This is a genomic window from Streptomyces sp. NPDC093097, from assembly GCF_044754325.1.
Classification (GTDB): domain Bacteria; phylum Actinomycetota; class Actinomycetes; order Streptomycetales; family Streptomycetaceae; genus Streptomyces.
In genome coordinates this window covers 113,400-136,163 of the sequence record NZ_JBIVOW010000023.1, presented here as the reverse complement: position 1 = coordinate 136,163, position 22,764 = coordinate 113,400, and the positions used below count along the sequence as shown (strand labels likewise).

At 71.3% G+C, this 22,764-nt stretch carries 18 protein-coding genes and 1 pseudogene; 7 read left to right on the top strand and 12 right to left on the bottom strand.

Annotated elements, in window-relative coordinates; all coding sequences use genetic code 11:
• The first annotated feature begins 59 nt into the window (after positions 1–59).
• Positions 60–1,235, top strand: a complete 1,176-nt coding sequence (locus tag ACIQE0_RS31435; RefSeq protein ID WP_402338655.1) for a saccharopine dehydrogenase NADP-binding domain-containing protein — start codon at positions 60–62, stop codon at positions 1,233–1,235.
• A gap of 45 nt (positions 1,236–1,280) precedes the next feature.
• Here ACIQE0_RS31435 and ACIQE0_RS31430 read toward each other — a convergent pair whose 3' ends face one another.
• From ACIQE0_RS31430 to ACIQE0_RS31420, 3 genes and pseudogenes are all read right to left on the bottom strand, one after another.
• Positions 1,281–2,870 carry an MFS transporter gene (locus ACIQE0_RS31430; protein ID WP_402338654.1) on the bottom strand — a complete coding sequence of 530 codons (1,590 nt, stop codon included), beginning with the start codon at positions 2,868–2,870 and terminating at the stop codon, positions 1,281–1,283.
• Between the two features lie 40 nt (positions 2,871–2,910).
• Positions 2,911–3,321 carry a hypothetical protein gene (locus tag ACIQE0_RS31425; protein ID WP_366332120.1) on the bottom strand — a complete coding sequence of 137 codons (411 nt, stop codon included), beginning with the start codon at positions 3,319–3,321 and terminating at the stop codon, positions 2,911–2,913.
• Positions 3,251–3,652: pseudogene (locus tag ACIQE0_RS31420) on the bottom strand (Ada metal-binding domain-containing protein); the annotation flags it as partial. The pseudogene ACIQE0_RS31420 and the gene ACIQE0_RS31425, both read right to left, overlap by 71 nt.
• Positions 3,653–3,803: 151 nt before the next feature.
• On the opposite strand from ACIQE0_RS31420, the gene ACIQE0_RS31415 reads away from it, so the two are divergent.
• From ACIQE0_RS31415 to ACIQE0_RS31405, 3 genes are all read left to right on the top strand, one after another.
• Positions 3,804–4,364 carry a GNAT family N-acetyltransferase gene (locus ACIQE0_RS31415; RefSeq protein WP_402338653.1) on the top strand — a complete coding sequence of 187 codons (561 nt, stop codon included), beginning with the start codon at positions 3,804–3,806 and terminating at the stop codon, positions 4,362–4,364.
• A 353-nt stretch (positions 4,365–4,717) separates the two neighbouring features.
• Positions 4,718–6,355 carry an IPT/TIG domain-containing protein gene (locus tag ACIQE0_RS31410; protein WP_402338652.1) on the top strand — a complete coding sequence of 546 codons (1,638 nt, stop codon included), beginning with the start codon at positions 4,718–4,720 and terminating at the stop codon, positions 6,353–6,355.
• Between the two features lie 226 nt (positions 6,356–6,581).
• Positions 6,582–7,751 (top strand): anhydro-N-acetylmuramic acid kinase, encoded by a 1,170-nt coding sequence (locus tag ACIQE0_RS31405; protein WP_402338679.1) that lies wholly within the window; start codon positions 6,582–6,584, stop codon positions 7,749–7,751.
• Positions 7,752–7,841: 90 nt separating this feature from the next.
• Here the strand turns inward: ACIQE0_RS31405 and ACIQE0_RS31400 are convergent, their stop codons facing one another.
• From ACIQE0_RS31400 to ACIQE0_RS31365, 8 genes are all read right to left on the bottom strand, one after another.
• Entirely contained in the window at positions 7,842–9,137 is a 1,296-nt protein-coding gene (locus ACIQE0_RS31400) for an acyltransferase family protein (protein ID WP_402338651.1), read from the bottom strand.
• A gap of 277 nt (positions 9,138–9,414) precedes the next feature.
• On the bottom strand, positions 9,415–9,891 hold the full coding sequence (locus tag ACIQE0_RS31395) for a YbaK/EbsC family protein (RefSeq protein WP_366332026.1): 477 nt from the start codon (positions 9,889–9,891) through the stop codon (positions 9,415–9,417).
• A gap of 138 nt (positions 9,892–10,029) precedes the next feature.
• Positions 10,030–11,253 carry a trans-sulfuration enzyme family protein gene (locus ACIQE0_RS31390; protein WP_402338650.1) on the bottom strand — a complete coding sequence of 408 codons (1,224 nt, stop codon included), beginning with the start codon at positions 11,251–11,253 and terminating at the stop codon, positions 10,030–10,032.
• Positions 11,250–11,822, bottom strand: coding sequence for an isochorismatase family protein (locus ACIQE0_RS31385; RefSeq protein WP_402338649.1), 573 nt, complete (start codon positions 11,820–11,822; stop codon positions 11,250–11,252). The genes ACIQE0_RS31390 and ACIQE0_RS31385 overlap by 4 nt, the downstream gene beginning before the upstream one ends.
• A gap of 13 nt (positions 11,823–11,835) precedes the next feature.
• Complete coding sequence (locus tag ACIQE0_RS31380) at positions 11,836–13,149, bottom strand: acetyl-CoA carboxylase biotin carboxylase subunit family protein (protein WP_402338648.1); 1,314 nt, start codon at positions 13,147–13,149, stop codon at positions 11,836–11,838.
• Entirely contained in the window at positions 13,146–14,459 is a 1,314-nt protein-coding gene (locus ACIQE0_RS31375; protein ID WP_402338647.1) for an MFS transporter, read from the bottom strand. The genes ACIQE0_RS31380 and ACIQE0_RS31375 overlap by 4 nt, the downstream gene beginning before the upstream one ends.
• The gene (locus ACIQE0_RS31370) at positions 14,432–15,643 is read right to left on the bottom strand and encodes a GNAT family N-acetyltransferase (protein ID WP_366332031.1); all 1,212 of its coding nucleotides are present in this window, start codon (positions 15,641–15,643) and stop codon (positions 14,432–14,434) included. The genes ACIQE0_RS31375 and ACIQE0_RS31370 overlap by 28 nt, the downstream gene beginning before the upstream one ends.
• Positions 15,640–16,632, bottom strand: a complete 993-nt coding sequence (locus ACIQE0_RS31365; protein WP_402338646.1) for an aspartyl/asparaginyl beta-hydroxylase domain-containing protein — start codon at positions 16,630–16,632, stop codon at positions 15,640–15,642. The genes ACIQE0_RS31370 and ACIQE0_RS31365 overlap by 4 nt, the downstream gene beginning before the upstream one ends.
• Positions 16,633–17,151: 519 nt before the next feature.
• Here ACIQE0_RS31365 and ACIQE0_RS31360 point away from each other — a divergent pair.
• From ACIQE0_RS31360 to ACIQE0_RS31350, 3 genes are read left to right on the top strand one after another with little or no spacing between them, the layout of a single operon-like run.
• Positions 17,152–18,141: a TauD/TfdA family dioxygenase gene (locus ACIQE0_RS31360; protein ID WP_384100115.1), complete on the top strand. Its 990-nt coding sequence runs from the start codon at positions 17,152–17,154 to the stop codon at positions 18,139–18,141.
• Positions 18,142–18,191: 50 nt separating this feature from the next.
• Entirely contained in the window at positions 18,192–18,959 is a 768-nt protein-coding gene (locus ACIQE0_RS31355) for a TSUP family transporter (RefSeq protein WP_366332034.1), read from the top strand.
• Between the two features lie 4 nt (positions 18,960–18,963).
• A complete protein-coding gene (locus tag ACIQE0_RS31350) occupies positions 18,964–19,929 on the top strand; it encodes an aspartyl/asparaginyl beta-hydroxylase domain-containing protein (RefSeq protein ID WP_402338645.1) in 966 nt (321 codons plus the stop codon).
• Here ACIQE0_RS31350 and ACIQE0_RS31345 read toward each other — a convergent pair.
• Positions 19,849–22,611, bottom strand: coding sequence for an ATP-binding protein (locus ACIQE0_RS31345; RefSeq protein WP_402338644.1), 2,763 nt, complete (start codon positions 22,609–22,611; stop codon positions 19,849–19,851). The two genes, ACIQE0_RS31350 and ACIQE0_RS31345, sit on opposite strands and share 81 nt — an antisense overlap.
• Between the last annotated feature and the right edge of the window lie 153 nt (positions 22,612–22,764).

Below are 22,764 nucleotides of genomic sequence, written 5' to 3'. Positions count from 1 at the left end.
CGGTGAATGACCGCAGGTTGGTGAATAATCCTCTCCACCACGTGACCGAAGGCGGAGCCATGGGAGAACGCAGGATCGTATTGCTGGGCGCGACGGGATACACCGGGCAGCGAGTGCTGCGGGAGCTGCTCGCCCGGGGCCAGTCACCGACGCTGGCCGGACGGAACCGCGCCAAGATGCTGGGCGTGGCGCAGCGCCTCCAGGCCGACCTCCCGGTGGCCGAGGTGGACGTCACCTCCGCGGCCGACCTCGCGCGGCTCTTCGGGCCCAAGGACGTGGTCGTCTCCACCGTCGGGCCGTTCGCGCAGCTCGGGATGGCGACGGTCACGGCGGCCGCCAGGGCCGGGGCGCACTATCTCGACTCCACGGGCGAGGCGCCCTTCGTGCGGCGCGTCTTCGGGTTGGACGGCGTCGCGGCCGCAAGCGGGGCGAGCCTCGTGCTGGCGTTCGGCTACGACTACGTGCCGGGCAACCTCGCCGGAGCGCTCGCGCTGACGCGGGCCGGCGAGAGCGCTCGCCACATCGAGGTCGGCTACTTCTTCTCCCGTTCCGGGCGCGGTGACGAACTGCGATACCGCAGCACCCTGCGTGACTTCTTCACCCTGACCAGCGGGGGAACGCGCGCCACGCTGGTGGCCACGATGCCGGATGACGCGCTGTCCTATCGCAGCCCGCGCCCGGGAGCCCCCGCGCGCCTGGGCGCGGAGCCTCTCGGCAAGCGCCTGCTGACCTTCCGCTACGCCGGCGTGCGGCGCACCGCGACGAGCGTGGGCGGCTCGGAGCACCTGGGGCTGCCGGAAGTCTTCCCCCATCTGGAGACCGTCGATCTGGGCCTGGGCTGGTTCGCGGGGTGGACGCGTCCGGCGCGGAGGGCCGTCACGCTGTCCAGGCCGCTGATGCGGTCGGCGCAGGGGCGGGCCGCGGTGACATGGCTGTCGAAGCGGCTGCCCGGATCGCATCGGGAGCCGGACCGCGACGGTCGTTCCCTGGTGATCGCGGTCGCCCGGGATGCATCGGGCCGGCCCCTGGCCACCACGGCGCTGACCGGTCCCGACCCCTACGAGATGACCGCATCCCTGCTGGCCTGGGGCGCCACCCGCGCCGCCGAACCGGACGCCGCCCTCAGGCCCGGCGCACACGGCCCCGTCGCGGCCTTCGGGCTCGACCCCCTCAGCCGCGGCGCCGCCGAGGCCGGTCTGCACGAGGTTGAGAGGGCAACGGCCGCGCGGTCCTGAAGTCCGGCATCGCCGCCGTGATGATCTCGGCGGAGCTGGATGTCGTCACCGCCCAGGGGTCGGGATGCCCGAGAGTGCGGTCTCAGCGGGCTGAGGGGTGTCGCCGGGTTCCCAAGTGGTGTCTGTCTCTGGTGGGCGGATCAGGGTGAAGCTGGTGGCGGCGCCCAGGAGTGCCACGCAGGCGCCGACGGTGAAGGCCGACCGCATGCCGGTGGCGAAGGCGTGGGCGGCCGCGGTCCGGAATCCCTCGCGCAGCGTTGCGGGGACGGTGGCGGCGGTGCCGTTGAGGTTGCCTGTGGCCACGTCGGTGGCCAGGGTGTGCAGGTTGTGGTGCAGGCCGTGGAGTCGGTTGGTCCGGGCGGTCAGGTCGTCGGTGACGGCCATGGCCAGTACCGCGCCGATACCGCCGAAGCCGGCGTTCATGCCGACGATGCGCATGGTGGAGTTGATTCCCGAGGCCATTCCGGAGCGGGCGGCGGGCACGATACTGAGGGCCACATTGCTCATCTCTCCGTTGATCAGTCCGGTTCCCAGGCCGCTGACAAGTCCGCCGATCGCGTAGCTGGTCCAGTCGCCGTGAAGTGGTGCGCAGGCCAGGAGAGTTGCTCCGGCCGCCACCAGGAGTTGACCGGTGCCCAGCAGCGCGCGCGAGGAGATGCGGTGGGCCAGGCGGGCCCCGAGCGGGCCGGCGCCGAACAGCGGGACGGCGAAGGGCAGCATGGCCATGCCTGCCTGGAGGGGGCTGTAGCCGAGTACGCCTTGGAAGTAGAGCGGTGTGTACAGGAACAGGCCCCAGAAGGCGATGGACAGCACGAGGGGCGCCAGGCTGGCGCCGAGGAAGGTGCGGTCGGTGAACAGCCGCAGGTCGATCAGCGGGTAGGGCTGCCGCAGTTCCACGGGGACGAAGACGAGGGTGAGCACGGCCGCGGCGGCCAGGGTGGCGAGGGTGGTGGGGCTGGTCCAGCCGGTCTGCGGTGCCGTGACGAGGGCGTGGACGGTCAGGAGGACCGCTCCGCTGAAGAGCACCAGTCCCTTGAGGTCCAGGCGTGTGGCCTGGGGGTCGTGGGAATCCCGGGTGCGCATCAGCCCCAGGACGAGCATGGCGATGCCGAACGGCACGTTGAGCAGGAATGCCCATCGCCAGCCGCCCAGGTCCACGGCGAGCCCACCGATGAACGGCCCCAGGGACGCCCCCAGCCCGGAGGCGACGCCGAAGACCGCGAAGGCATGGGCGCGGCGCGGGCCCGTGAACTCCTGGACGAGAAGGGCCAGTGAGGAGCTGAACATCCCGGCTGCGCCGATGCCTTGGGCGACGCGTCCGAGGTTGAGCCAGAGCATGGCGGGGGCCAGGCCGGCGAGCAGGGAGGCGGCGGTGAAGAGGGCGAGGCCGGACAGGAACACCTTCCGGCGGCCGAGCAGATCGGCCAGACCGCCGCCGGCCATCAGCAAGGCGGCGAACGCCATGGTGTAGCCGTTGATCACCCACTGCTGGTCGCTGAACCCGACGGGGAAGTCGCGGTGTATGTCGCGCAGGGCAACCGAGGCGACCGTGTAGTCCAGGGGCAGCAGAAACGTGGTCACGCTGCTGACGATCAGGGTGCCGGCCGCATGGCTCAGGCGGAGTTTCGAGGTCATGGGATTCCCAGCTCGGTTTCGGGGTGCGTTGCGGGGGCGCTCATGCGGCCAACGTGGCGGGTTGTGGCGGGGTTTGGTGCGCCGGCGTGAAGATCTCGGTGTCGCCCGGGCGGAGGTTCCACAGCTGCATGAGGGCGTAGGAACGCCAGGGGCGCCAGTGCTCGGCGCGGCGCGTTGCCGGGGCGAGGCCGTTCGGCTGTCCCAGGCCGTGCAGGGCCCGGCGGGTCGCGGGTGCCTGGGTGAGGAACACGTCAGGGTCCTTGAGGGCCCGCATGACGAGATAGGCGGCTCCGTTTCCGTTCAGGCCGGCCTGCGTCAGTCGGCGCTCGGTCTCCGTGCGGTCGCCGCCGTCGCTCAGGGTCAGGTCTCCGGCGGCCAGGTCGGTGCAGGTGCCGGGTGGTGTAGCCCAGTCGCGCGGCCAGTCCGGCGACGCCCTCGCGGTCGCAGACACCGTCGGCGATCAGGCGCATGGCCCGGCCCACGGCATCGGCGCGCAGGTTCCCTTCCGGCGAGCCGGGGCTGGCGTCGGGGTTGCAGCGTTTGCAGGCGCGGTAGCCGGCTTCCTGGGCGGCGGCCGCACTCCGGTAGAACCGGACGTTCTGGCGCTTGGGGCAGCCGGGACAACTCGGGCGGCAGTAGATACCGGTGGTGACCACGGCGGAGTAGAACAGCCCGTCGAAACGGGTGTCCCGACTCAGCGTGGCGCGCCAGCAGCGTTCAAAGTCAAGCACGCCAAAAACCCTGCCAGGAGCGGGGGCTGGGTGCTGGCAGCTATCGGACATGCAGGGTCTGGTGGGCTGCGGCCGCTGTGCCGCGGAGGGTCATGGGAACTGACGGCCCTGCTGCCTGATGCGTCCTGGCCGTGCCGGGGCGGGAGGTGTGCGGGTGATATTGCGTGGTAGGGATCGGCTGGGCTGCGAGAGCATCCGGGGCATGGACGAGCCTGCCGAAAGCCTCAGTTCCGATCGGGTCGAACTGCGCCGATGGCGCGTGACCGATCTTGACGCCCTGCACCGGGCGACCCATGAATCCCTGGACCGTCTCGTGCCGTGGATGCCCTGGGCAGCCCACCACAGCAGACAGCAGTCCGCCGACTTCCTGGTCCGCAGCCACGACGAGTGGGAGACCGGGCAGGCCTTCAACTATGCGATCACCTCGGACGGTGTGGTGATCGGCAGCTGCGGTCTGCACCGCCGTATCGGTGCGGGCGCACTCGACATCGGCTACTGGATTCATCCTCGTCGGACGGGACGAGGTCTCGCGACGATGGCTGCGGCGGCCCTGGTCGGCCAGGCTTTCCACCTGGCCGGCATCGACCGTGTGGAGATCCGTCACGACGCCGCCAACCCGGCCAGTGGCGCCGTCGCCCGCCGCCTGGGTTTCACCGAGGTCGAACGCGTTCCGGTGCCTGAAGGGCCCTCCGCATCCGGTGAAGTGGGGATCCATGTCGTCTGGCGGATGACGGCAGACCAGTGGCGCGGGACGGGGACCTGAGCGCGCCCTTGACGCCCTCGAAGCGGTGCCCGGCGCCGGTGGTGACGGCGCCCTGGGTGTCGATGCGGTAGCGGGCAGAGGTCGGCGCGGCGGGCGCGCGGCGGTTCGCGGGGAGCGGGACACCTGGGCGGCCCGGCCCGCCCGCCCGGGACTGGGCCAGGCGCCTGAAATCCGCGACGTCGTGGCGGGCGAGGCCCCCGGCGGCCAAGCGGCATGAAACGGGATGCATAGGCTCAACGCGACAGTTGGTGAGGTGCGCACCCGCCGGCGCACGAGCCCGGGGCCGGACCTCACAGGCCCGTACGCGGCGGCCGCCGCGGCCCCCTCCGTCCGGCCGCCCACAAGGAGCACGTATGACGACGACGGCCCAGGCGGACCCGACGCCCGCGCAAGTCACCATGACACTCGCCGCGATGGCCGCCACGGCGGCAACCCCGCGCCCGTCGGGCGAGACCGTGCAGACGCAGGCCCGGCGCGCCATGCGCGGGATCACCGCGCAGCTTGCGGACTCCACGCTCGCCACGCGCGGGACCTGGCAGCTGAAGTGGTTGGCGATCAGTCCGGACAACGCGAACCTCGTCTACATCGCCTGGAATGCCGATGGTTCGAACCGGTTCGCCGTGGTCGTCCGCGGCACGGTCGGCAACGCCACCGACACCATGGAGGACCTCGATGTCGGCACGGTGGTCCCCTTCACCGTCGGCGGATCGGCGAACGCCGCCGTCTCGGCCGGCGCCATGGCGGCGTTCACGCAGGTCGTCAACGCCCGTGGCACCACAGGCACGTCCGCCGAGCCGGCACCGGACGCCGACCCCGGCCCACCGGACAGCGCCGTTCCCTGGGGCACGACCCTCGTGCGCGCCCTCGCCGACCTCCTGGCCTCCGTGCCGTCCACGCCCCGGCCGACGGTCTACGTCACCGGCCACAGCCTCGGCGGCTGTATCGCCACCATGGTGGCCCCGTACCTCCTGACCCAGAGCTGGCCCGCGAACACGCCGCAGTTCGCGCTGCTCACCTTCGCCGCTCCCACCGCCGGTCTGAAGAGCTTCGCCGACTACGTCGACTCCCTGAACTGGCGCCTGAACGAGCGCCACATCAACGCGTACGACATCGTCCCGCTGGCCTGGTCCGAACTGCTCAAGGCCGAGAAGTGGTACCCCACACCCCCGGGTCCGAAGGCGACCGACGAGGTGCGGGCCCTGCTGGTGGAGATCGACAAGCTGAAGAAGCACAACCACTACGTCCAGCCCAACGCCAAGGACCCCTCCGCCCGCAACAAGCACTATCTGGTGCACGACAAGGAACTCGTCAACCAGACGACCGACGACTTCCTGGGGCAGGTCGCCTTCCAGCATGCCAACGCCACGTATCTGCGTCTGCTGGACGCCCCCGTCCTCCCCGCCGGCCCGGTGGTGACCTCGCTGTCCGCCACCGCCGCGGAAGGCGGCACACAACTCACCGTCTTCGGCGTCGGCTTCACTCCGGACAGCGTCGTCGACTTCGGCCCCATCCCGTGCCCGGACTTTCTCGTGGACCTGGCCGGCCGGTGGATCAGGGCGGTCGTGCCGGAGGGGGCCGGCATCGTCGATGTCCGTGTCACCACCATGCTCGGTACGTCGCCCGCCGTCCCGCTCGGGCGGTTCGCCTACGGCGGGCCGCCGCCCGTGGTGGTCAGCGCGGTCTCCCCGAACAGCGGGCCGGCCGGCACCCATGTCGGCATCGAGGGCTCGGGGTTCGCCCAGGGGGCCACCGTGCGGTTCAAGAACCGCGACGCGGACTCGGTCAGCGTCGAGTCCGCGACCCTCATCAGGGCGACGGTGCCGAGTCGCCTTCCCGGCGAGCCGCAGACGGACGAGCCGAACGCGAACGGGGCGCGGGCGAACGGCGCGAAGGAGGACAAGGAGAAGACGGTGGACGTCACCGTGCAGGTCGGCGTGGCCACGTCGCCCACCGGCCCGGCCGACGAGTTCACGTACACGGACAACACCTGACCGGGCCGCGGCACCTTTCCGTTGCCTTGGTGTTGATCCCGCTCCCCGTCGTCGCGTAGGACAGGTGCGAGGCGGCACGAGGAACGCACCGATCACTCTCTGCTCGGCCGGCGCGGCAAGGGCGTCGCGCCGGTCGGCGGGCCGCAGCCGCACCGCGATCAGTTCGGAGGAAGGAACCATGTCGCTCCCCCAACCCGGCCGTGCGGCGACGATGCCCGGTGGTGCCCTGCGCGTGATCGGTCTGATGTCGGGCACCTCCTATGACGCCATCGACGCCGCCGCCGCGGACCTCGTCCTCGACGGCGACACCCTGTGTCTGCGGCCGCTCGGGCACCTCTCGGTCCCCTACCCGGACGAGCTGCGGGACCTCCTCGCCGCCGCACTGCCGCCGGCCACCCTCACCGCGCAGACCGTCTGCGCCCTGGACACCGGCATCGGTCATGCCTTCGCCGGCGCCGCCGCACGCGCCCTGCACGAGCTGTGCGCCGACGCCGCCGACCTCGTGGTCTCGCACGGCCAGACCCTCTACCACTGGGTCGGCGGCGGCACCGTCCACGGCACGCTCCAACTCGGCCAGCCCGCCTGGATCGCCCAGCGGACCGGGCTGCCCGTCGTCTCCGACCTGCGCAGCAAGGACGTGGCCGCCGGCGGGCAGGGGGCCCCGCTGGTGAGCATGACGGACACCCTGCTGCTGCGGGCGCGGCCCGGCATACCGGCGGCGCTCAATCTCGGAGGTATCGCCAACCTCACCGTCGTCGCGCCCGACGCCGCACCGTCGGCCTTCGACACGGGCCCCGCCAACGCCCTTCTGGACGCCGCCGTGCGCCACTTCACCGGCGGCGCGGCGCACTACGACGAGGACGGGCGCCGGGCCGCCGCCGGCCGGTCCGACCCCGGCCTGCTCCGCTTCCTCCTGGCCGACCCGTACTACCGCAGGCCCGCCCCCAAGACCACCGGCAAGGAGCACTTCCATCTGCCCTATCTGCAACAGGCGTTGCAGGCGACGCCGGGTCTCGACGCCGACGACGTGCTGGCCACGCTGACCCGGCTGACCGCCGTCACCGTCGCCGACGCCTGCCGCGCCCACCATGTCACCGAACTCGTCGTCTCCGGCGGCGGCACCCGCAACCCCACGCTGCTGCGGATGCTTACCGAGGAACTCCCGGGCGTGCCCCTGCGGTTGAGCGATGCTCTCGGCCTTCCCTCGGCGGCGAAGGAGGCCCTGGCCTTCGCGATCCTGGGGTTTCTCACGTTCCACGGGCTGCCTGGCACCATCGCCGCCACCACCGGCGCCCGCCAGGCCGCGCTTCTGGGGAGCATCACGCCGGGCCGCTCGCCGCTGCGGCTGCCGGAGCCGGCGCCCTCTCCCCCAGGCATGTTGCGGATCACGAGGTGACCGGGACCGCCGCGATGCGCCGAACCCGCAACGGAGTTCGGCGCAGGCGGCGGGCCGCCCTTCAGGGAAGGGGTGGTGTGCCGCTTCGGTTCACGCGTCGGTGGGGATGCGGCGCGCGTCCGCCGGCAGGGGCAGGTTCGGGTTGGGATGCTCTCCCGTCGACGGGTCCAACTGCCCTCGGGGGCCGGCCTGTTCGTCCCGGTGTGGCGTGATGGTGTCCGTCGGGCGTTGCCCGGGGCTCATGCCGCGGGTGAGCTGGCGGCGCAGCACGCGCATGAGGGGGCTTTCGACCGTGCGGTAGATGACGGCCGACAACAGGAGGGAGAAGGCGGCTGCCACAGTCATCGAGGGGAGGACGCCGAGTGCGGGGACGGTCTGCAGCAGCCCCTTGGCCACGGGTATGCCGATGCTCTGGTGCACCAGGTAGAAGGGGTAGGTGAGCGCGCCGGCGGTCACCAGCCACCGCCATCGGAGCCGGGCGAGCGGGCCGATTCCGGCGAGTGCGAGGACGGCGAGGAAGCAGGTCAGTATCGCGGCGCAGACGGCCCAGGAGATCCCGCCGCCGTCGGCGGGCTTCACGGCGTGGGCGACCACCCGGTCGTTGAGTACGGTGAGTTCGTAGCACCAGGCGAATCCGGCCAGCAGCCACAGGACGAGGTTCTGTCCGAAGCGGTGCATCAGGTAGAGCGCGATTCCCGTGACGAAGAGGCCCGCGTACCTGCCGATGAAGAGCTCGTCGAGGACGGTCGAGTCGAGTTCGCGGGCGATGACGGCGAGGGTGAGCCATGCCCCGCAGAAGGCGAGCATGCGGCGGTAGGTGAGGCCGAAGCACAACATGATCGCCATCAGCAGGTAGAAGCGGGCCTCCACCCACAGCGTCCAGGCAACTCCTGCGATCAGTTGGAGTCCCAGTGGTCCGGGGACCATCGTCAGGTTTCCCAGGATGGTTCGGGGGTCGATCGGTGTGGCTGCCTGGAGATGGCCGAGCCGGGCGACCAGGACCAGTGCGACGACCAGCACCACGGCGCACCAGTACGACGGGAAGAGCCGGGAGATGCGGGAGACGACGAACTGCACGGGCGTGCGTCCCCAGCAGCTCAGGCAGATGACGAATCCGCTGATCATGAAGAAGAACTCCACGCCCAGCCAGCCGTATCGGCTGATCTCGTGCAGTACCGGAGCGAACTGCCTGGGGTCGTTGTCGCCCCAGAAGTGCGGGGTCGTCGTGCCCACGTAGTGGAAGGCGGCCACAGCGAGGGCGGCCACCAGGCGCAGTCCGTCGATGGCGGCCAGCCGCGTCGCCCCGGCCGGGCCGCTCGCCTTCCGCTCGCCTCCACGGTCTGCGGGCACCTCGTCGAGGCGGGTTCTGCGGAGGACGGAAAGCATCGAACTGCCTTTGAGCACAGGGGTTCTCCAGACCGGTGGCGAGGTCGCCGAACAACGGACCCGCTGACTATAACCCCCATGTATACATGCGACGTATAGAAGGGTGGCGATCTGGCCCTCCCGGACCGGTGGCGACGCCCGCCGGCCGTGGTCCCGAGCCCCGTGGCGGGCGGGCCGGCGGGGCGAACACACCGGCGCGAAAAGGCGCCTGACCGGGCCGTGCCCCTCAGGCGCCTTTCCCTCGGCCCCGCTCGCGCGCCGGCCGCTTCAGGTGTTCCTACTGCTCGGCGAACTCCCCGGGCTCGCCCTCGACCGCCTCCAGCAGGGACGTGCCCGGCATTTCGATGGAGCAGACCAGGGAGCCGGCGTTGAAGCGCACCAGCGGCTCGTCCAGCAGCGCGTGGTCGACGTAGACGGGAAGACCGACGAGGTTGCCGAACGGCGGGACGCTGCCCTTGGTCAGTCCGGTGCGTTCCAGGAGTTCGTCCGCACTGGCCAGGCGCGCCGACTTCGAGCCGAGAAGTCGCTTGACGGGCTTCCAGTTCAGTCGGCGGTCGGCCGGGATCACGAACAGCGAGTAGGTGTCCGCGGCCTTGACGACCATCGCCTTGGCTCCGCTGGAGAGCGAGACGCCGCGGACCCGGGCGGACTCCGCGCTGGTGGTGGTCGCCTCATGGTGCATCAGGCGGTACTCGATGCCGAGCGCCGTCAGCCGCTCCTCGATCTGGCCGGGCAGCTGGGTCGCGTCAGTCATGCCGTTCCTTCTCCTGTCTTTCGGATGGGCGTGGGCGGGGAGTTCAGGTGCTGGTGTGCGGGGAGGGCCGAGGGCGGGGTGGGTGGAGTGGAGAATAGGGCAGTCGGCCGGGCGTGGTGGGGATATCCCCGTTATGGCTCAGGGCAGTTCGTCCAGCGCCCGGTGCAGGTCGGCGATGAGGTCGCGGGGGTCTTCCAGGCCGATGGAGAGCCGTACCGTCCCGGGTGTGATGCCGGCGGCGGCGAGTTCGTCGGGGGTGAACTGGCGGTGGGTCGTGGAGGCGACGTGCTGTGCGACGGTGTGCGAACCCCCCAACGAGGAGGCGCGGGTGATGAGTTGGAGGTTCTGGACGAGGGCCCTGCCGGCGGGTTCGCCGCCTCGGACGTGCAGGGTGGCGACGCCGCCGAAGCACGGTTCGCCGGCGGGGTCGACGAGGTAGCGTCGGGCCAGTTTGTGGCCGCGGTGGGAGGGAAGGCCGGGGTAGTCGAGGTGTTCCACTCCCCCGTGCTGCTGGAGGGCCGTCGCCACCTTCCGTGCGGACGCGCAGTGTTGGGCCATGCGCAGCGGGAGGGTCGCCAGTCCCCGCCGCAGGAGATAGGCCTCGTCGGGGGCGAGTACGGCGCCGGTGGTGTGGCGGATCGACCGCAGTGGCGCGATGAGGTCGGGGCGTCCCACGACGATGCCGCCGGTCGCGTCGGAGTGCCCGCCGATGTACTTGGTGGCGGAGTGCAGCACGAGGTCGGCGCCGTGTTCCAGCGGGCGGCAGACGAAGGGGGTGGCGAAGGTCGAGTCCACCACCAGCAGGGCGCCTGCCCCGTGTGCCGCGTCGGCGAGCATCTCCAGGTCGGCGACGGTCATGGTGGGGTTGGAGAGGGTCTCCGCGAAGAGCACGCGGGTCTGCGGGCGCAGGGCCGCGTGGACTGCACAGGCGTCGCTGATGTCGACGAAGTCGCTGGTGACGCCGAAGCGGCTGAGCACCCCGTGCAGGAGGGAGCGGGTTCCGCCGTAGATTTCGCGCGGTGCGACCACGTGCGCGCCGGCCTGGGTGTGAGCCATGAACGTCGCGGTGATCGCCGCCATGCCGGAGCCGAAGCTCTGGCCGTGGACGTCCTCGTCCACACCGGCGCCTTCCAGCGCGGCAACCGCCTCGGACAGGGCGTCCGCGGTCGGGTTGTCGACCCGGCTGTAGACGTAGCCGGGGCGCGCGCCGGTGCGGATGGCCACGCTCTCCTCGGTGGAGGCGAAGGTGTATCCGGTGCTGCGGTACAGGGCGGGTGCGAGGGGGCGTTGGGCCACCGCCGGCGGGTCGGGCAGATGCACCGCCGAGGTCAGGGGTCCTGGTCCGGGTTCGGTGGTCGTCATGCGGTGACCTCCCTGGCGAGGAGCTGACTGGGGTCTTCGACCAGTACGGCTCCGGCCTGGCGCATCTCGGTCAGCGCGCGGGCGGTCCGCTCCGGTGATATCCCCGCGACCAGGCTCAGCAGGACGTTGGTGCGCAGGCCCGCCGCCCTGGCGTCCAGCACGGTGGCCCGCACGCACAGGTCCGTCGCCAGGCCCACGACGTCGACGTCGGTGATCTGCTGCGCGCGCAGCCAGTCGATGAGCAGTACGCCGTTGCAACGGCCTTCGAAGGCGCTGAAGGCCGCGTGGCCGCCGCCCTTTTCGAAGACCGGGATGGCGGGCCCGAGTCGGAGGTCCGGGTGGAACTCGATGCCGGGGGTGCCCAGTACGCAGTGCGGTTCCTGCCCGGAGCCGTCGTCGGTGCCGGGATGGTGGAAGTCCCGGATCGCGATGAGGTCGCTGTAGAGGAGGTGGTTTTCCGTGAGGTGCCGGGTGACTTCGGCCGCGACGCGGGAGCCGCCGGGCACGGCGTGGGTTCCCCCTTCGCAGAAGTCGTTCTGGATGTCCACGATGAGCAGCGCTCGGGTCACGGGTCTCTCCGTCTCAGGCAGGGAGGGGGGATGGGGGTGCCACGATGATGTGGGTGGCGTCGACGGCGCGATTCTCCGTGCCGTCCAGGGGTTCGCCCAGCGGTCCGTCGCAGATGACGGAGGCCGAGCGGGCGGTGGAGTCGCGCTGGTCGCCGAGGTGGTCACCGGGCAGGCGGCCGGCCAGGACGGCCGCGCAGCGTGGCGGGGTGTCCGGCGTGGCGGGGGTGGGGGTGGGCCACCGGCGGTCCCTGACCACCCAGGAGACGGGGGCGGCGGTGGACGTCACGTCGACCAGGCGGCCGTGGGGGTGGTCGAGGTACCGGTGGCGTGCCCTGCGCCGTGGTGGGGGGTAGTGCGTCTCGGTCGAGAGGGCGATGTCGAGCAGGACCGGTTCCATGGCGGTGCCGGTCGCCAACTCCCACAGCAGGGTGATGCCGTCGCCGGGGACGCGTGCGGCCACTTCCATGAGGACGGGGCCGTGTGGGGAGAGGCGGAACTCGGCGTGGGTGATGCCGTCGCGGAGGTGGAGTCGTCGTACGACGTCGGCGGCGGCCTCGTCGAGTGTCCGGTGGGTGGCTTCGGGCACGTCGGCAGGTGAGGTGTGGGCGGTCTCGGTGAAGAAGTCGCCCGCGTGCTCGTTGGTGTCCTTTGCGGTGATCCCGGACCAGAGCACGCGGCCGTGTTGGACGAGCGTTTCGACGGAGAACTCGGGTCCTGGGACGACCTCTTCGACGATCAGCGACTCGTCTTCCGGATAGCCGCGCAGGACGTCGGCGAGCAGGTCGGGCCGCCGCACGCGGACCACGCCGGAACTCTGCATCCTGGTGGTGGGTTTCACGACCACCGGGTAAGTGAGGGACTCGGGCACCAGGTGTGCGCGCTGGTCGGGGGGAATCAGGCGCCAGGGGGGTGAGAGGTCGGGGAAGAGCATGCGTTGCAGGGCCTTGTCGCGGCAGACCCGGGCGGCCTGCCAGCCGGGTCCGGGCAACCCGAGGCCGGCGGCCAGGACGCCGGCGGGCTCCAGGAAGGGTTCGCCGGTGGAGAGCACGGCCCGGATGTCGTAGCGGTCGAACCAGGGCTGTGCGCAGGCGAGCACCTGGTCGACGGTGGGTTTCTCGACGCCGTGTGCTTCCGCCACCACGGCCAGTGGTCCGCCGGATCGGCCGATCAGGCCCAGGAGTTCCTGGTGGTCGGCGGTCGGTCCGGTGATCGCCAGCACCTCAAGGCCTCGCTGCCTGGCTTCCTCGGCAAGTCGGGCGTGGCGGGTCAGGGTGGCCAGTCTCCCCAGCAGCACGAGGGCTGGGGGCCGGGTCGGACGAGGGGTCACTGCGGGTCTCCTGCGAGGGATGCGGTGAGGTGGGGAGCGCTGGTGTCGCAGCGTCGGAGGAGCAGGCTGCACACGAGCCATCCGGCGACGAGCGCGGCGACGGCGGCGAACAGGCCGGCGCGCAGGCCGAGGTACTGGCCGGCGGCTCCTCCGAGGACGGCGCCCATCCAGATGGTTCCGAACGCCACCGCGCGGAATGCGGCCGTGACCTGGCCCAGCAGTGCCTGGGGCGCGGCGTGCTGCCGGATGGAGACGCTGAAGACGTTGAAGACGGTCAGGCCGAAGCCGTACACGACGAAGGAGAGCGCGCACAGCAGCACCGTGACCGGGACCGGCCCGGCGGCCAGTGGGAGGACGATCGGTGCGAGGGACGCGGCGCCGATGCTGACGATGAGCGAGCGCATGACGCCAAGTCGCCGTTGCAGTCTGCGTACCGCGAACGAGCCGAGGAAGGTGCCGAGTGCGCCCAGCGTCATGGCCAGGCCCACCAGGCCGGAGGAGAGGTGCAGGGTGCGGATGCCGTAGACGAGGTAGAGCGTGAGGACGGCTTGTTCGAAGAGGTTGAACCAGGCAGCCTGCACCACCAGGAGCCGCAGGAGCCGGTTGCCGGCCACGAAGCGGATGCCGTGGGTGACGGTGCGGAACGCGGCCCGGGGTGTCCGATCGGGCTCCGCGGCCGTCCGCGTGGGGTGCGGTTCGCGTGCCTGGATCAGTCGGAGTGAGGCCCCGGCGGCGAGCAGGCCCAGGGCCAGCGGCCATACGGCGCCGACTCCGGCGATCGCGTTGACCAGCAGCCCGCTGATTCCCGGGGCGACGACCTGCGCCAGGGCGGTGGTCGTCTCGATCCTGGTGTTGCTGCGCAGGAGTCGGTCGGTGGGGACCAGTGAGGGGAGGAGTGCCTGGCCGGCGACGTCGGCCAACGCGCCGAGCGCCCCGAGGAGGAAGCCCACCGCGCACAGCAGCGACAGGGGCGACCAGCCCATCAGGGATGCCGTGGCCAGGGCGAGAAGACAGGCCGCCCGGAGCGTGTGTGCCACGGTGAGGTTGCGTCTGCGGGAGGTGCGGTCCACCCAGACTCCGGCCGCCAGTGTGGCCACGAACACCGGTATCGACTGGGCCGCGTTGACCAGCCCCACTTCGCCCGGCGTGGCGTCGAAGGCCACCACCGCCAGCAGGGGCAGGGCGACGGTGGCGCTGCGCCCGGCGAGCTGTGCCAGTGCCTGCCCGAACCAGAAGACCCGGAAGTCGGTCGGCTCGGGCTGCCTGCCGGCGGTGCTCGGGGTCAGGATGCGGCCGCTGATGTCCGGCACCCCCAGCCCCAGGTCGGTGTCTCGTCTTCGGGCTGCCGCAGCGCCTTGGCGATCGCCGAGGACCGTCCCGCCAACTCCGCGTAGGAGTGGGCGTTGCACTGGCGGATCTCGCTGTCGCGGCCGCGCAGCACGCTGTTCTCGGACAGGTCCAGAAGCCAGAGCGGGCGCAGTTCGGCTCCGCGCAGGGCCTTTGCCTCGGTGGCCTCGATCCCGGCGTGCACCCAGGTCGCCCCTGCCTGGCCGGCGATCCGCAGGGGCAGGTAGTAGACCAGGTTGAAGTATTCCGCGGCGCCCTGTGCCCGTGCGTGGTCGAAGCCCGCGGACCGCAGGTACAGCACGTCGCCGCAGAGGTAGTAGCAGCAGTAGCCGACCGGCTCGTCGCCGCGCAGGCAGAGCAGGACGCGGGCGGACTCTCCCATGGCGGCGGCCTGCCGGCCCAGGGAGACCGCGTGCTGTTGGGGAGTCGTGGTGTGTCCGTAGCGTGCCTCGGTCAGGGACAGCAGCCGTGCGGCGGTCTCGGAGCAGGCGGCGAGGGTGGTGTCCACGATCCGGTACCCCGCGCGGTCGAACTGGCGGACCTCCCGCCGGACGAGTTCGCGCCGCCGGGCCGGCAGTGACTCCAGCCAGGCGGGCCAACCGCCCTGCGGTACGCGGATCCAGGCGTCCGCCTTCAGCAGCAGCGGCGTCGTCCGCACACCTGCCTGGTGGAGCCGTAGGACGTCGGCGGTGGTGAGGAACATGGCCATGCACGGCGGGTCGGCGGGCGGTTCGGCGCCCAGGAGGCCGGCGTCGGCCGCCTGGCGCGGCAGCGCCGTCAACCGCGCGACCATGGCGGCGACGGCGCTGTCCGGGAGAGCTGTGCCGGTCGGGAGCAGATGCGTCTGGTAGCCGCGATGCGGGCCGATCAGGACGCCGGTGGCGGGCGGTGCGGGAAGCCCGCGCACCGCCAGCTCCTCCTGCCACCGGTAGAACGGGTTGGGCTCGGCCGTGACGGCGGCGACCGGGACGCCGATCCGCCGGCCGTCCGCGGTGCGGAGGTGGACCGCGCCCGCCGGGTTCCTGGGGTCGGCCCCGCACAGTTCCAACCATCGGCTGGAGGAGTACAGACGGTCGCCGGCCAGGGCGTCCCAGGCGTCACGGTCCAGTCCGCCCAGGGGCCCCAGGAACGGCCAGTCGTCGGTCATTTGGCCGCTGCCGGGAGCCTGAGCTCGCGCACCACCGCGCCGCGCCGCGAGCGGAGGACGACGTCCGTCCGGCCGGCCTCGGCCGGCACGAACTGGAGGGTGCGCTCCTCGGTCCATCCGGCGAAGCGGAACTCCCCGTCGCCCAGGTGCACCAGCCCGAGTGCCGGCTGCCCGTCCAGGAAGAGCGTCGGCCGCTCCTCCCCCGCCTCCACCGATGCCGTGACCTGCTTCTGCGGCGTGAGGAACTCGCCGTCCGGCTCTTCCCAGTTGGCGAAGGACTCCGGCAGGTCGAAGGTGCAGCGCCAGGCCGCCAACTCCTGGTCGGTGACCGGGACCTCGGGTCGGGCGTAGATCACCTCCGCGTCGATCGCCGGGACGACGTCCTCGGGGAAGAGGCGGACGAGTTCCGGCGTCACCAGGCAGTCGAGCACCATGTGCACGCGCATGCCGGTACCGGTGTTGTGGACCTTGTGGGGGCGGCCGAAGTGCCCGAACCAGAAGGTCCCCGGCTGCCACTGGTAGACGTCGTCACCGAAGAGCAGCTCGGCGCCCGGCGAGGTGGTGAGCGGGATGTGCAGCCGCACCGTGCCCCACGGGAAGCCGTACTTGGTCTCGGCGTGGACCCGGGTCGCGGCTCCCGGACCCAGGGCCATCAGGCGGACGCTGCGCAGGGGTGCGGGGATTCCCCGCAGGATCTCGGCGAGGTACGGGGCGTGCGCCAGGTGGCGGGTGTCGGCGAACTCCGCAAGCCCCGCGCCGCCGGGGTCGGTACGGTCCGGGGCGCCGGCGACGCTGCGCAGCGGGAGCACCTTCCAGTCGAACGGGGCGATGCTGCCCAGTCCGGAGTCGGTGTAGAGCTGCTGCGGGCGCCAGTTGGACTGCTGCAGACTGCGCAGGTCCTCGGCCAGTCGCTCGGGGTCGAAGTCGCCTGGCAGCCTGACCGCGTCGGGCAGGCGGAGGCTCGTGGTGGAAGCGGTCGGGTCCGGCATGGCGGAGGACGTCCTTTCACGAGAGCGGGGAGGGACGGGCGGCGGGGTCGCGGCGGCCCGCGGCGGGGAGGTCACCGGGTCATGGGGCAATGCGGAACCTCTCCCGTTGGCGACATGGACTGCGGACGGCCGGCAACTCTGTTTCGTCGGCGCCCCGTTGCGGATGTGGCTTCGGCGGAATTTCGGAGTGTTCTCGGTTGCCTCTGCGACTGCCGCCCCGCCGGCCTCGCGAATTCCGTTTCCATGCCGGTGAATTGAATGTTCCCCGGCCTTTCAGGAATTCCCCGCATGTCTGGCGTGCATGCGGTGGCGCAGGTTTTCCGAGGGCCGGAAGTGGGGCGGGGCGTCGCCTTCGGGAAGGGCTTCGGCGGTGAGGGAGAAATTAGGCGAGAGCCCGCGCGGCAGTCAAGAACATGTTGCTGGCAGAGGTTTGACACCGGGATGACATCGGGCCTGTCTACTTTTGACGCAACGAGCAGGCGATATGGGATCGCCTACCCTGCACGAGGGGGAATACCGATGGAACTTGCCGCACTGGACAGAGTCGAACTACGGGTGTCGGCTGCGGACAGCCGGACGATCTGGGAGCTGTCGCAGCGCGCCGCCGCACTGGCCGGCGCTCCGACCACGGGCCTGGCCGAGCTCCTCCTGGACGTTCCGCCGGCCGTCCGCGGCCCGTTGCTGACCTTTGCCTCCGGCGCGTCCCGCAGCGGCTATCTGCTGATCCGGGGCCTTCAGGTGGGCGAGGTGCCGGCGACGCCCGTCCAGCATGGTTCCCGGGCCCTTGCGGGGCACGGGACTTCCGGGACGCTCACGCTCGTGGCCGATCTGCTCGGCTCGCTCATCGGTTACGAGGACGAGAAGAACGGTGCGTTGATCCACGAGGTCCACCCCGTGCAGGGCGAAGAGGCACGCATTGAGAACAGCGGTGCGGTGGACTTCGATTTTCACACCGAGAATGTCCACCATCCCCTGCGCCCCGATTTCCTGGGCCTGCTCTGCCTTCGCCAGGATCACGAGGGGGTGGCGGCCACCCGGGTGGCCTCCGTCCGGGAGGCGGAGCCTCTGCTGACCGACCGGGAGCGCGAGGTTCTCCAGTCGGTCCGTTTTCAGAGCGCCTATCCGACCTCGTTCAGCCGGCACATCGACGGTCCGCGTCCCACGACGGGTCTGCACCCCGTGCTGTTCGGCCGTTCGCCGCAGTCGTTCATGCGCTTCAACGCGCACAACACGGTCGCCACGGACGCCGAGGGCGAGGCGGCGCTGCGTGCGTTGTCCCGTGCCCTGGAGTCGGTGCGCCACGACGTGATCCTCGCTCCGGGTGACCTGGTGCTGGTCGACAACCACATCGCCGCCCACGGCCGGTCCTCCTTCACGCCCTGCTACGACGGCAAGGACCGCTGGCTGCGCCGCTGCTACTCCCTGCGGGCCGTTCCCCGTTGGGCGGAGCAGATGATGGGCGAGCGCCGCGTGGTGCCGGCGCTGACTCGCATCACCGGCCTCTTCTGATCTGACGGGGATGGTGCGAGCAGCCGACACGACACGAGAAACGACACATTGTGGATCTCACCAGTATCGCGGAGTTGACCGGTGTTTCGATTGCGGCCGGCTGGGTGGACGCGGTGGTGGGGGGCGGTGGCCTGATATTGATCCCCGCCCTTCTGCTGGCCTTCCCCCAGCTGCCGCCGGCGGTAGCGCTGGGCACGAACAAACTCACTGCCATCACGGGCACATCGGCGGCCGCGCTCACGTTCGTCCGCAGGACCAAGGTGCCCCGCTCGGTGGCGCTGCCTGCCGCGTTACTGGCCGTACCGGCCGCCGGCCTGGGCGCGTTGTCGGCATCGAGCGTGCCGGGCGACTGGTTCCGGCCGATCGTGATGGCCCTGCTCATCGGGGTGGCGGCGTTCGTCGCGAGCAAACCGGGTTTCGGCGCGGTCCAGGGCGCCGAGGTCGTCACCAGGCGGCGCCGCCTGTTCGTCATCTGCCTGGCGGGCTGCGGGGTCGGCTTCTACGACGGGGTCTTCGGGCCCGGTACCGGAACGTTTCTCATCCTGGCGTTCACCGGCCTGCTGTCGCTGGAGTTCCTCCAGAGTGCGGCCATGGCCAAGGTCGTGAACGTCGGGACGAACCTGGGGGCGCTGTGCGTCTTCGCGGCGCAGGGAAACGTCCTGTGGTCCCTCGGCGCGACGATGGCCGTCGGCAACGTCGTCGGTGCCGCCCTCGGGGCGAGGACGGCGCTGCGCCGGGGCTCCGGCTTCGTGCGCATCGTCCTGCTCGTCGCAGTGAGCGGTATGGTCCTCAAGCTCGCCGTCGACCAGTTCGGGTGAGCCGATGGCCTTCTCCTCACGCTCCTACGACCCGCACGGGAACTCCTTCCCCAATGCCGCGCAACTCGCCCTCGCCTACGACGCCGAGCGGCTGCGCAAAGAGCTGGCCGCCTTCCGCTCGCAGCGCGGAAACGTCTTCTCCGCAGCGAGCGGCCAGCGGGTACTGCCGCTGCGCAGCATCGGCGGTGACCCCTACCGGGTCGACTCCGGCGGGCCCAGTCTGTCCGGCTTCCAGGACACCCGGTGGCTGGAGCACCTCCCCGCCTTCCGGGAGATCCTCGCGGGGCTGCCGGCACCGGTACGCGGCGCCCGGTTGTGGGCGGTCGGCCCGGGAGTGCGGGACACCGGGCTCCAATCGCTGAAGGTGGGCCCGCCCTGGGGGCTGTGCCGACTGCACCTCCCCGTCGCCGTCCCCTCGGCCTCCCTGGTGGTCTTCGTCGAGGAGAGCCACCACTGGGCCGCGGGCACCCTCCAGTTCGCGGCGTCGTGGCGCAGTCACGCGATCGTCAACCACGACGCCGAAGAGCTCATCCACCTGGTCGTCGACCTGTGCCACACCGAGGCCACCACCGCGCTCTTCCCTCCCCAGCTACAGGAGTGGCTGGCGGGCCCCCAGGCACTGCGGCTGCGGCCTGCGGTGCCGCTGCCCGCCACCGCAGGGGAGCGGTTCCGGTGCCGTTTCCGGGTACCGGAGTCGTTCGCCAACTGGGAGGGGCTCGGGCACCAGATGCTGGTGGAGCGAGGCGGGGGCTTCACCGAGGCGGAGATCGAGGTGCGGTCCGCAGGCACCGTCCTGGTCCTCGCCGGACGCCCCTTCTGTGCCTTGGAGCACATCGGCCAGGGCGAGTTCCGGCTCTGCGGCTGGAGCGACGAGCGCACGCTCCAGGTGTCAGGCCCAGCGGAAGCCGCTGTCGTCCTGCGGATCCGGGAAGGGGGGAACACCTACAAGATGAAGGTGCCCAGGTCCTGAGGCCGGGCTGTCGAGCGCGGCGAGCGCGTGTGTGAACCGCCGGAGTCGGGTGGGGGCCTCCATGGCGCGGCAGAGCTCCGCCCCGGCTTCCAACAGCCGGACCGCGCTCGGCGTGTCGCCGGTCGTCTTCCTGGAGGCGGCCAGCCAGTACAGGATGGCCGCCTCCAGTAAGCGGTCATGGATGTCCCGGGACAGTGCCAGGGCCTCCTGCAAGTGCGCTTCCGCCTGGGGTGCCCGCCCCTGGAGCACATCGATCCACCCCAGGCCCCACAGGGCGTAGCACCGCGCACTGAGATCGCCGTTGCCCAGGGCCCCCTTGAGCGCCTCGCCGAAGTGCGCGGAAGCCCCGGTCACGTCACCCTGTGCCACGCGGAGTTCGGCGAGGCCCAGCAGGACCTGCGGTCCGCTGCGTCCCCCGAAGCCCTCCACCATCTCTTCGGCCTTGCACAGATAAGGGACGGCATCGTCCGGCCGTCCCATCTCCACCAGAGTCTGGCCGGTCCACCTCAGGACCTGCACCTGCGCCTCTATGTCACCGACCCTCTCCAGCGTCGTCGCGGCCTCCTGCCAGCGGTCCAACGCCACCTCGTAACGGCCCCGGACGCGGTCCGTGCAGGCCACCTTGCGCAGCGCGAGCGCATAGCCGTACGCGTCGCCCACCTCGTGGAAGAGTTCCAACGCCCTCGTCAGCAGCGGGACCGCCTCGTCGTAGTTCCGCTTGGTGAGGTGCAGGTCCCCGAGCCCCAGGAGCATGGCGGCTCTGCCGCGTTCGTTCCCGTGGCGTTCGGTGGCCGCCAGCGCCGCCTCGTGCATCGCCTTCCAGTCGTCGAAGAAGAACCACAGGCTGGCCAGGCAGCGGCAGGTGGCGGCCATGTCCCAGGCCAGCTCGTCGTCGCCCTGGTGGGCCAGTTGCTGGCACAGGGCGGTGAGCACCAGCCGGTCCGCCTCGTACCAGCGGCGCCAGTCGTCGCCGACCTGGTCCAGGATCTCGTCCGGTACGACGGGCCGGGCGCTGAGCCGGTGGACGAGGGTGAAGTCGCCCCCGCACACGGTGCGATGGGCGCGGTCCGCCATGGCCAGCGCGGACACCCCCAGCCGGCGCAGCGCCGACTCCCGCTCCTCCCGGGGCTCCCGGTCGACGAGCAGTTCGGCCGCGTAGAGCCGGACCAGGTCGTGCATGCGGTACCGCGGCTCGGCCGCCCCGGCAGGGCTGGTCATGTCCAGCAGCCGCGCATCGAGGAGTTCCTCCAGGAGGTCCTCCGCGGCGTCCAGCGGCAGGTCCATCAAGGGCGCGCACAGCCAACTGGGGAAGTCCGTCGAGGTGACGAGGGTCAGCCGGCGGAACAGCCGGCGGGCGTCCGGGCTGATTCCCTGGTGGGAGAGTTCCAGACAGCTGCGCACCTCCAGGCTCTCGTGGGCCAGTTCGTCCAGCCGTCGGCGTTCGTCGGCCAGCCGGCCGGCGACCTTCCGCAGCGACCAGTGCGGCTTGGAGCTGAGCTTGGCGCCGACGATCCGCACGGCGAGAGGGAGCCGGCCGCAGTACTCCACCACCTGCGCGGCCAGGTCCGGCTCGGCGGCGAGTCGTTCCTGGCCCACCAGGCGGCTCAACAGCGTGAGCGCCTGCGGGCGTTCCAGCACGTCGAGTGCGAGCACGCGGGTGCTGGGAAGGGTGGCCAGTCGGGCCCGGCTGGTGACGACGACCGCGCTGCTGCCCGTACCGGGCAGCAGCGGCAGGACCTGCCGGGCGTCGCCGGCGTCGTCGAGCACGATGAGGATGCGCCGGTCGGCAACCAGGCTGCGGAAGGACTCGGCACGTTCGTCCAGGGTCTCGGGGAGCGGCCCGGTGACGCCCAGCCCCCGCAGGAAACGCGCCAGGGCCTCCTCGGGCGCCACCGCCTCGGCGCTCATCCCGCGCAGGTTCACATAGAGCTGCCCCTGGCTGAAGACCGAGCGCATCTCGTGTGCGGCGTGGACGGCCAGTGCCGTCTTGCCCGTGCCCCCCGGCCCGACGAGGGCCACCACCGGAACGGGCCCCGGGCCCGGCACGAGGACCTGCCTCATGACGGCGAGCTCCTCCTCCCGTCCGGTGAACTCCGCGAGGTTTCCGGGGAGTTGGCACAGGACCTGGTGGCTCGCCGGGGCCTCGACCACCACGGGGGCCTCCGGCCTGCCGTGCGTGGGAGCGGCCCTGCCGTGTGCGGGGGCGGCCCTGCCGTGCGTGGGAGCGACCAGTGCGCCGGAGAGCACCTGCTGATGAAGCGCGCTGAGCTCCTCGCTGGGGGCGATGCCGAGTTCGTCGCGCAGGAACTCCGCGGTGCTCCGGTAGAGCTGAAGGGCGTCCGCCTGACGGCCCGAGTAGGCCAGGCCGCGCATGAGCATGGCCCGGGGCTGTTCCAGCGTCGGGTGCTGGGGGACGAACACCGAGAGCTCGGCGACGAGTTCGTCGTACCGGCCGAGCTCAAGCTGGATCTCGGAGCAGAGCCCCCTGATGGCGACGTGCTCCTCCTCCCAGCGGTGCACTTCGGGCTGCCAGGCCCGGCGTTCCATTCCCGCCAGGACCGGACCGCGCCAGAGGGAAAGGGCCTTCTTCAGCGAGGCCAAGGCGGCCGAGGGGTCCCCGGCATCCACCTGCTGTCGTGCGTCGAGGCGCAGTTGCTGCACCACGTGCGTGTCCAGCCGCACGCCTTCCGTGGAAAACCGGTAACCGGGCGGTTGGGTAAAGAGCAATTCACGCCTGATGCCGCTGTCCCAGAACTTCCGCCGGAGCATCGACACACATGCGGCCACCTGGTTGGCCGGATCCCTTGGCGACGCCCCTTCCCAGATGCTCTCCAC

Coding starts and splice junctions, on each gene's coding strand:
- ACIQE0_RS31435 (WP_402338655.1), top strand. CDS start 60: ATGGGAGAACGCAGGATCGTATTGCTGGGCGCGACGGGATACACCGGG.
- ACIQE0_RS31430 (WP_402338654.1), bottom strand. CDS start 2,870: ATGACCTCGAAACTCCGCCTGAGCCATGCGGCCGGCACCCTGATCGTC.
- ACIQE0_RS31415 (WP_402338653.1), top strand. CDS start 3,804: ATGGACGAGCCTGCCGAAAGCCTCAGTTCCGATCGGGTCGAACTGCGC.
- ACIQE0_RS31410 (WP_402338652.1), top strand. CDS start 4,718: ATGACGACGACGGCCCAGGCGGACCCGACGCCCGCGCAAGTCACCATG.
- ACIQE0_RS31400 (WP_402338651.1), bottom strand. CDS start 9,137: ATGCTTTCCGTCCTCCGCAGAACCCGCCTCGACGAGGTGCCCGCAGAC.
- ACIQE0_RS31395 (WP_366332026.1), bottom strand. CDS start 9,891: ATGACTGACGCGACCCAGCTGCCCGGCCAGATCGAGGAGCGGCTGACG.
- ACIQE0_RS31390 (WP_402338650.1), bottom strand. CDS start 11,253: ATGACGACCACCGAACCCGGACCAGGACCCCTGACCTCGGCGGTGCAT.
- ACIQE0_RS31370 (WP_366332031.1), bottom strand. CDS start 15,643: ATGACCGACGACTGGCCGTTCCTGGGGCCCCTGGGCGGACTGGACCGT.
- ACIQE0_RS31365 (WP_402338646.1), bottom strand. CDS start 16,632: ATGCCGGACCCGACCGCTTCCACCACGAGCCTCCGCCTGCCCGACGCG.
- ACIQE0_RS31360 (WP_384100115.1), top strand. CDS start 17,152: ATGGAACTTGCCGCACTGGACAGAGTCGAACTACGGGTGTCGGCTGCG.
- ACIQE0_RS31350 (WP_402338645.1), top strand. CDS start 18,964: ATGGCCTTCTCCTCACGCTCCTACGACCCGCACGGGAACTCCTTCCCC.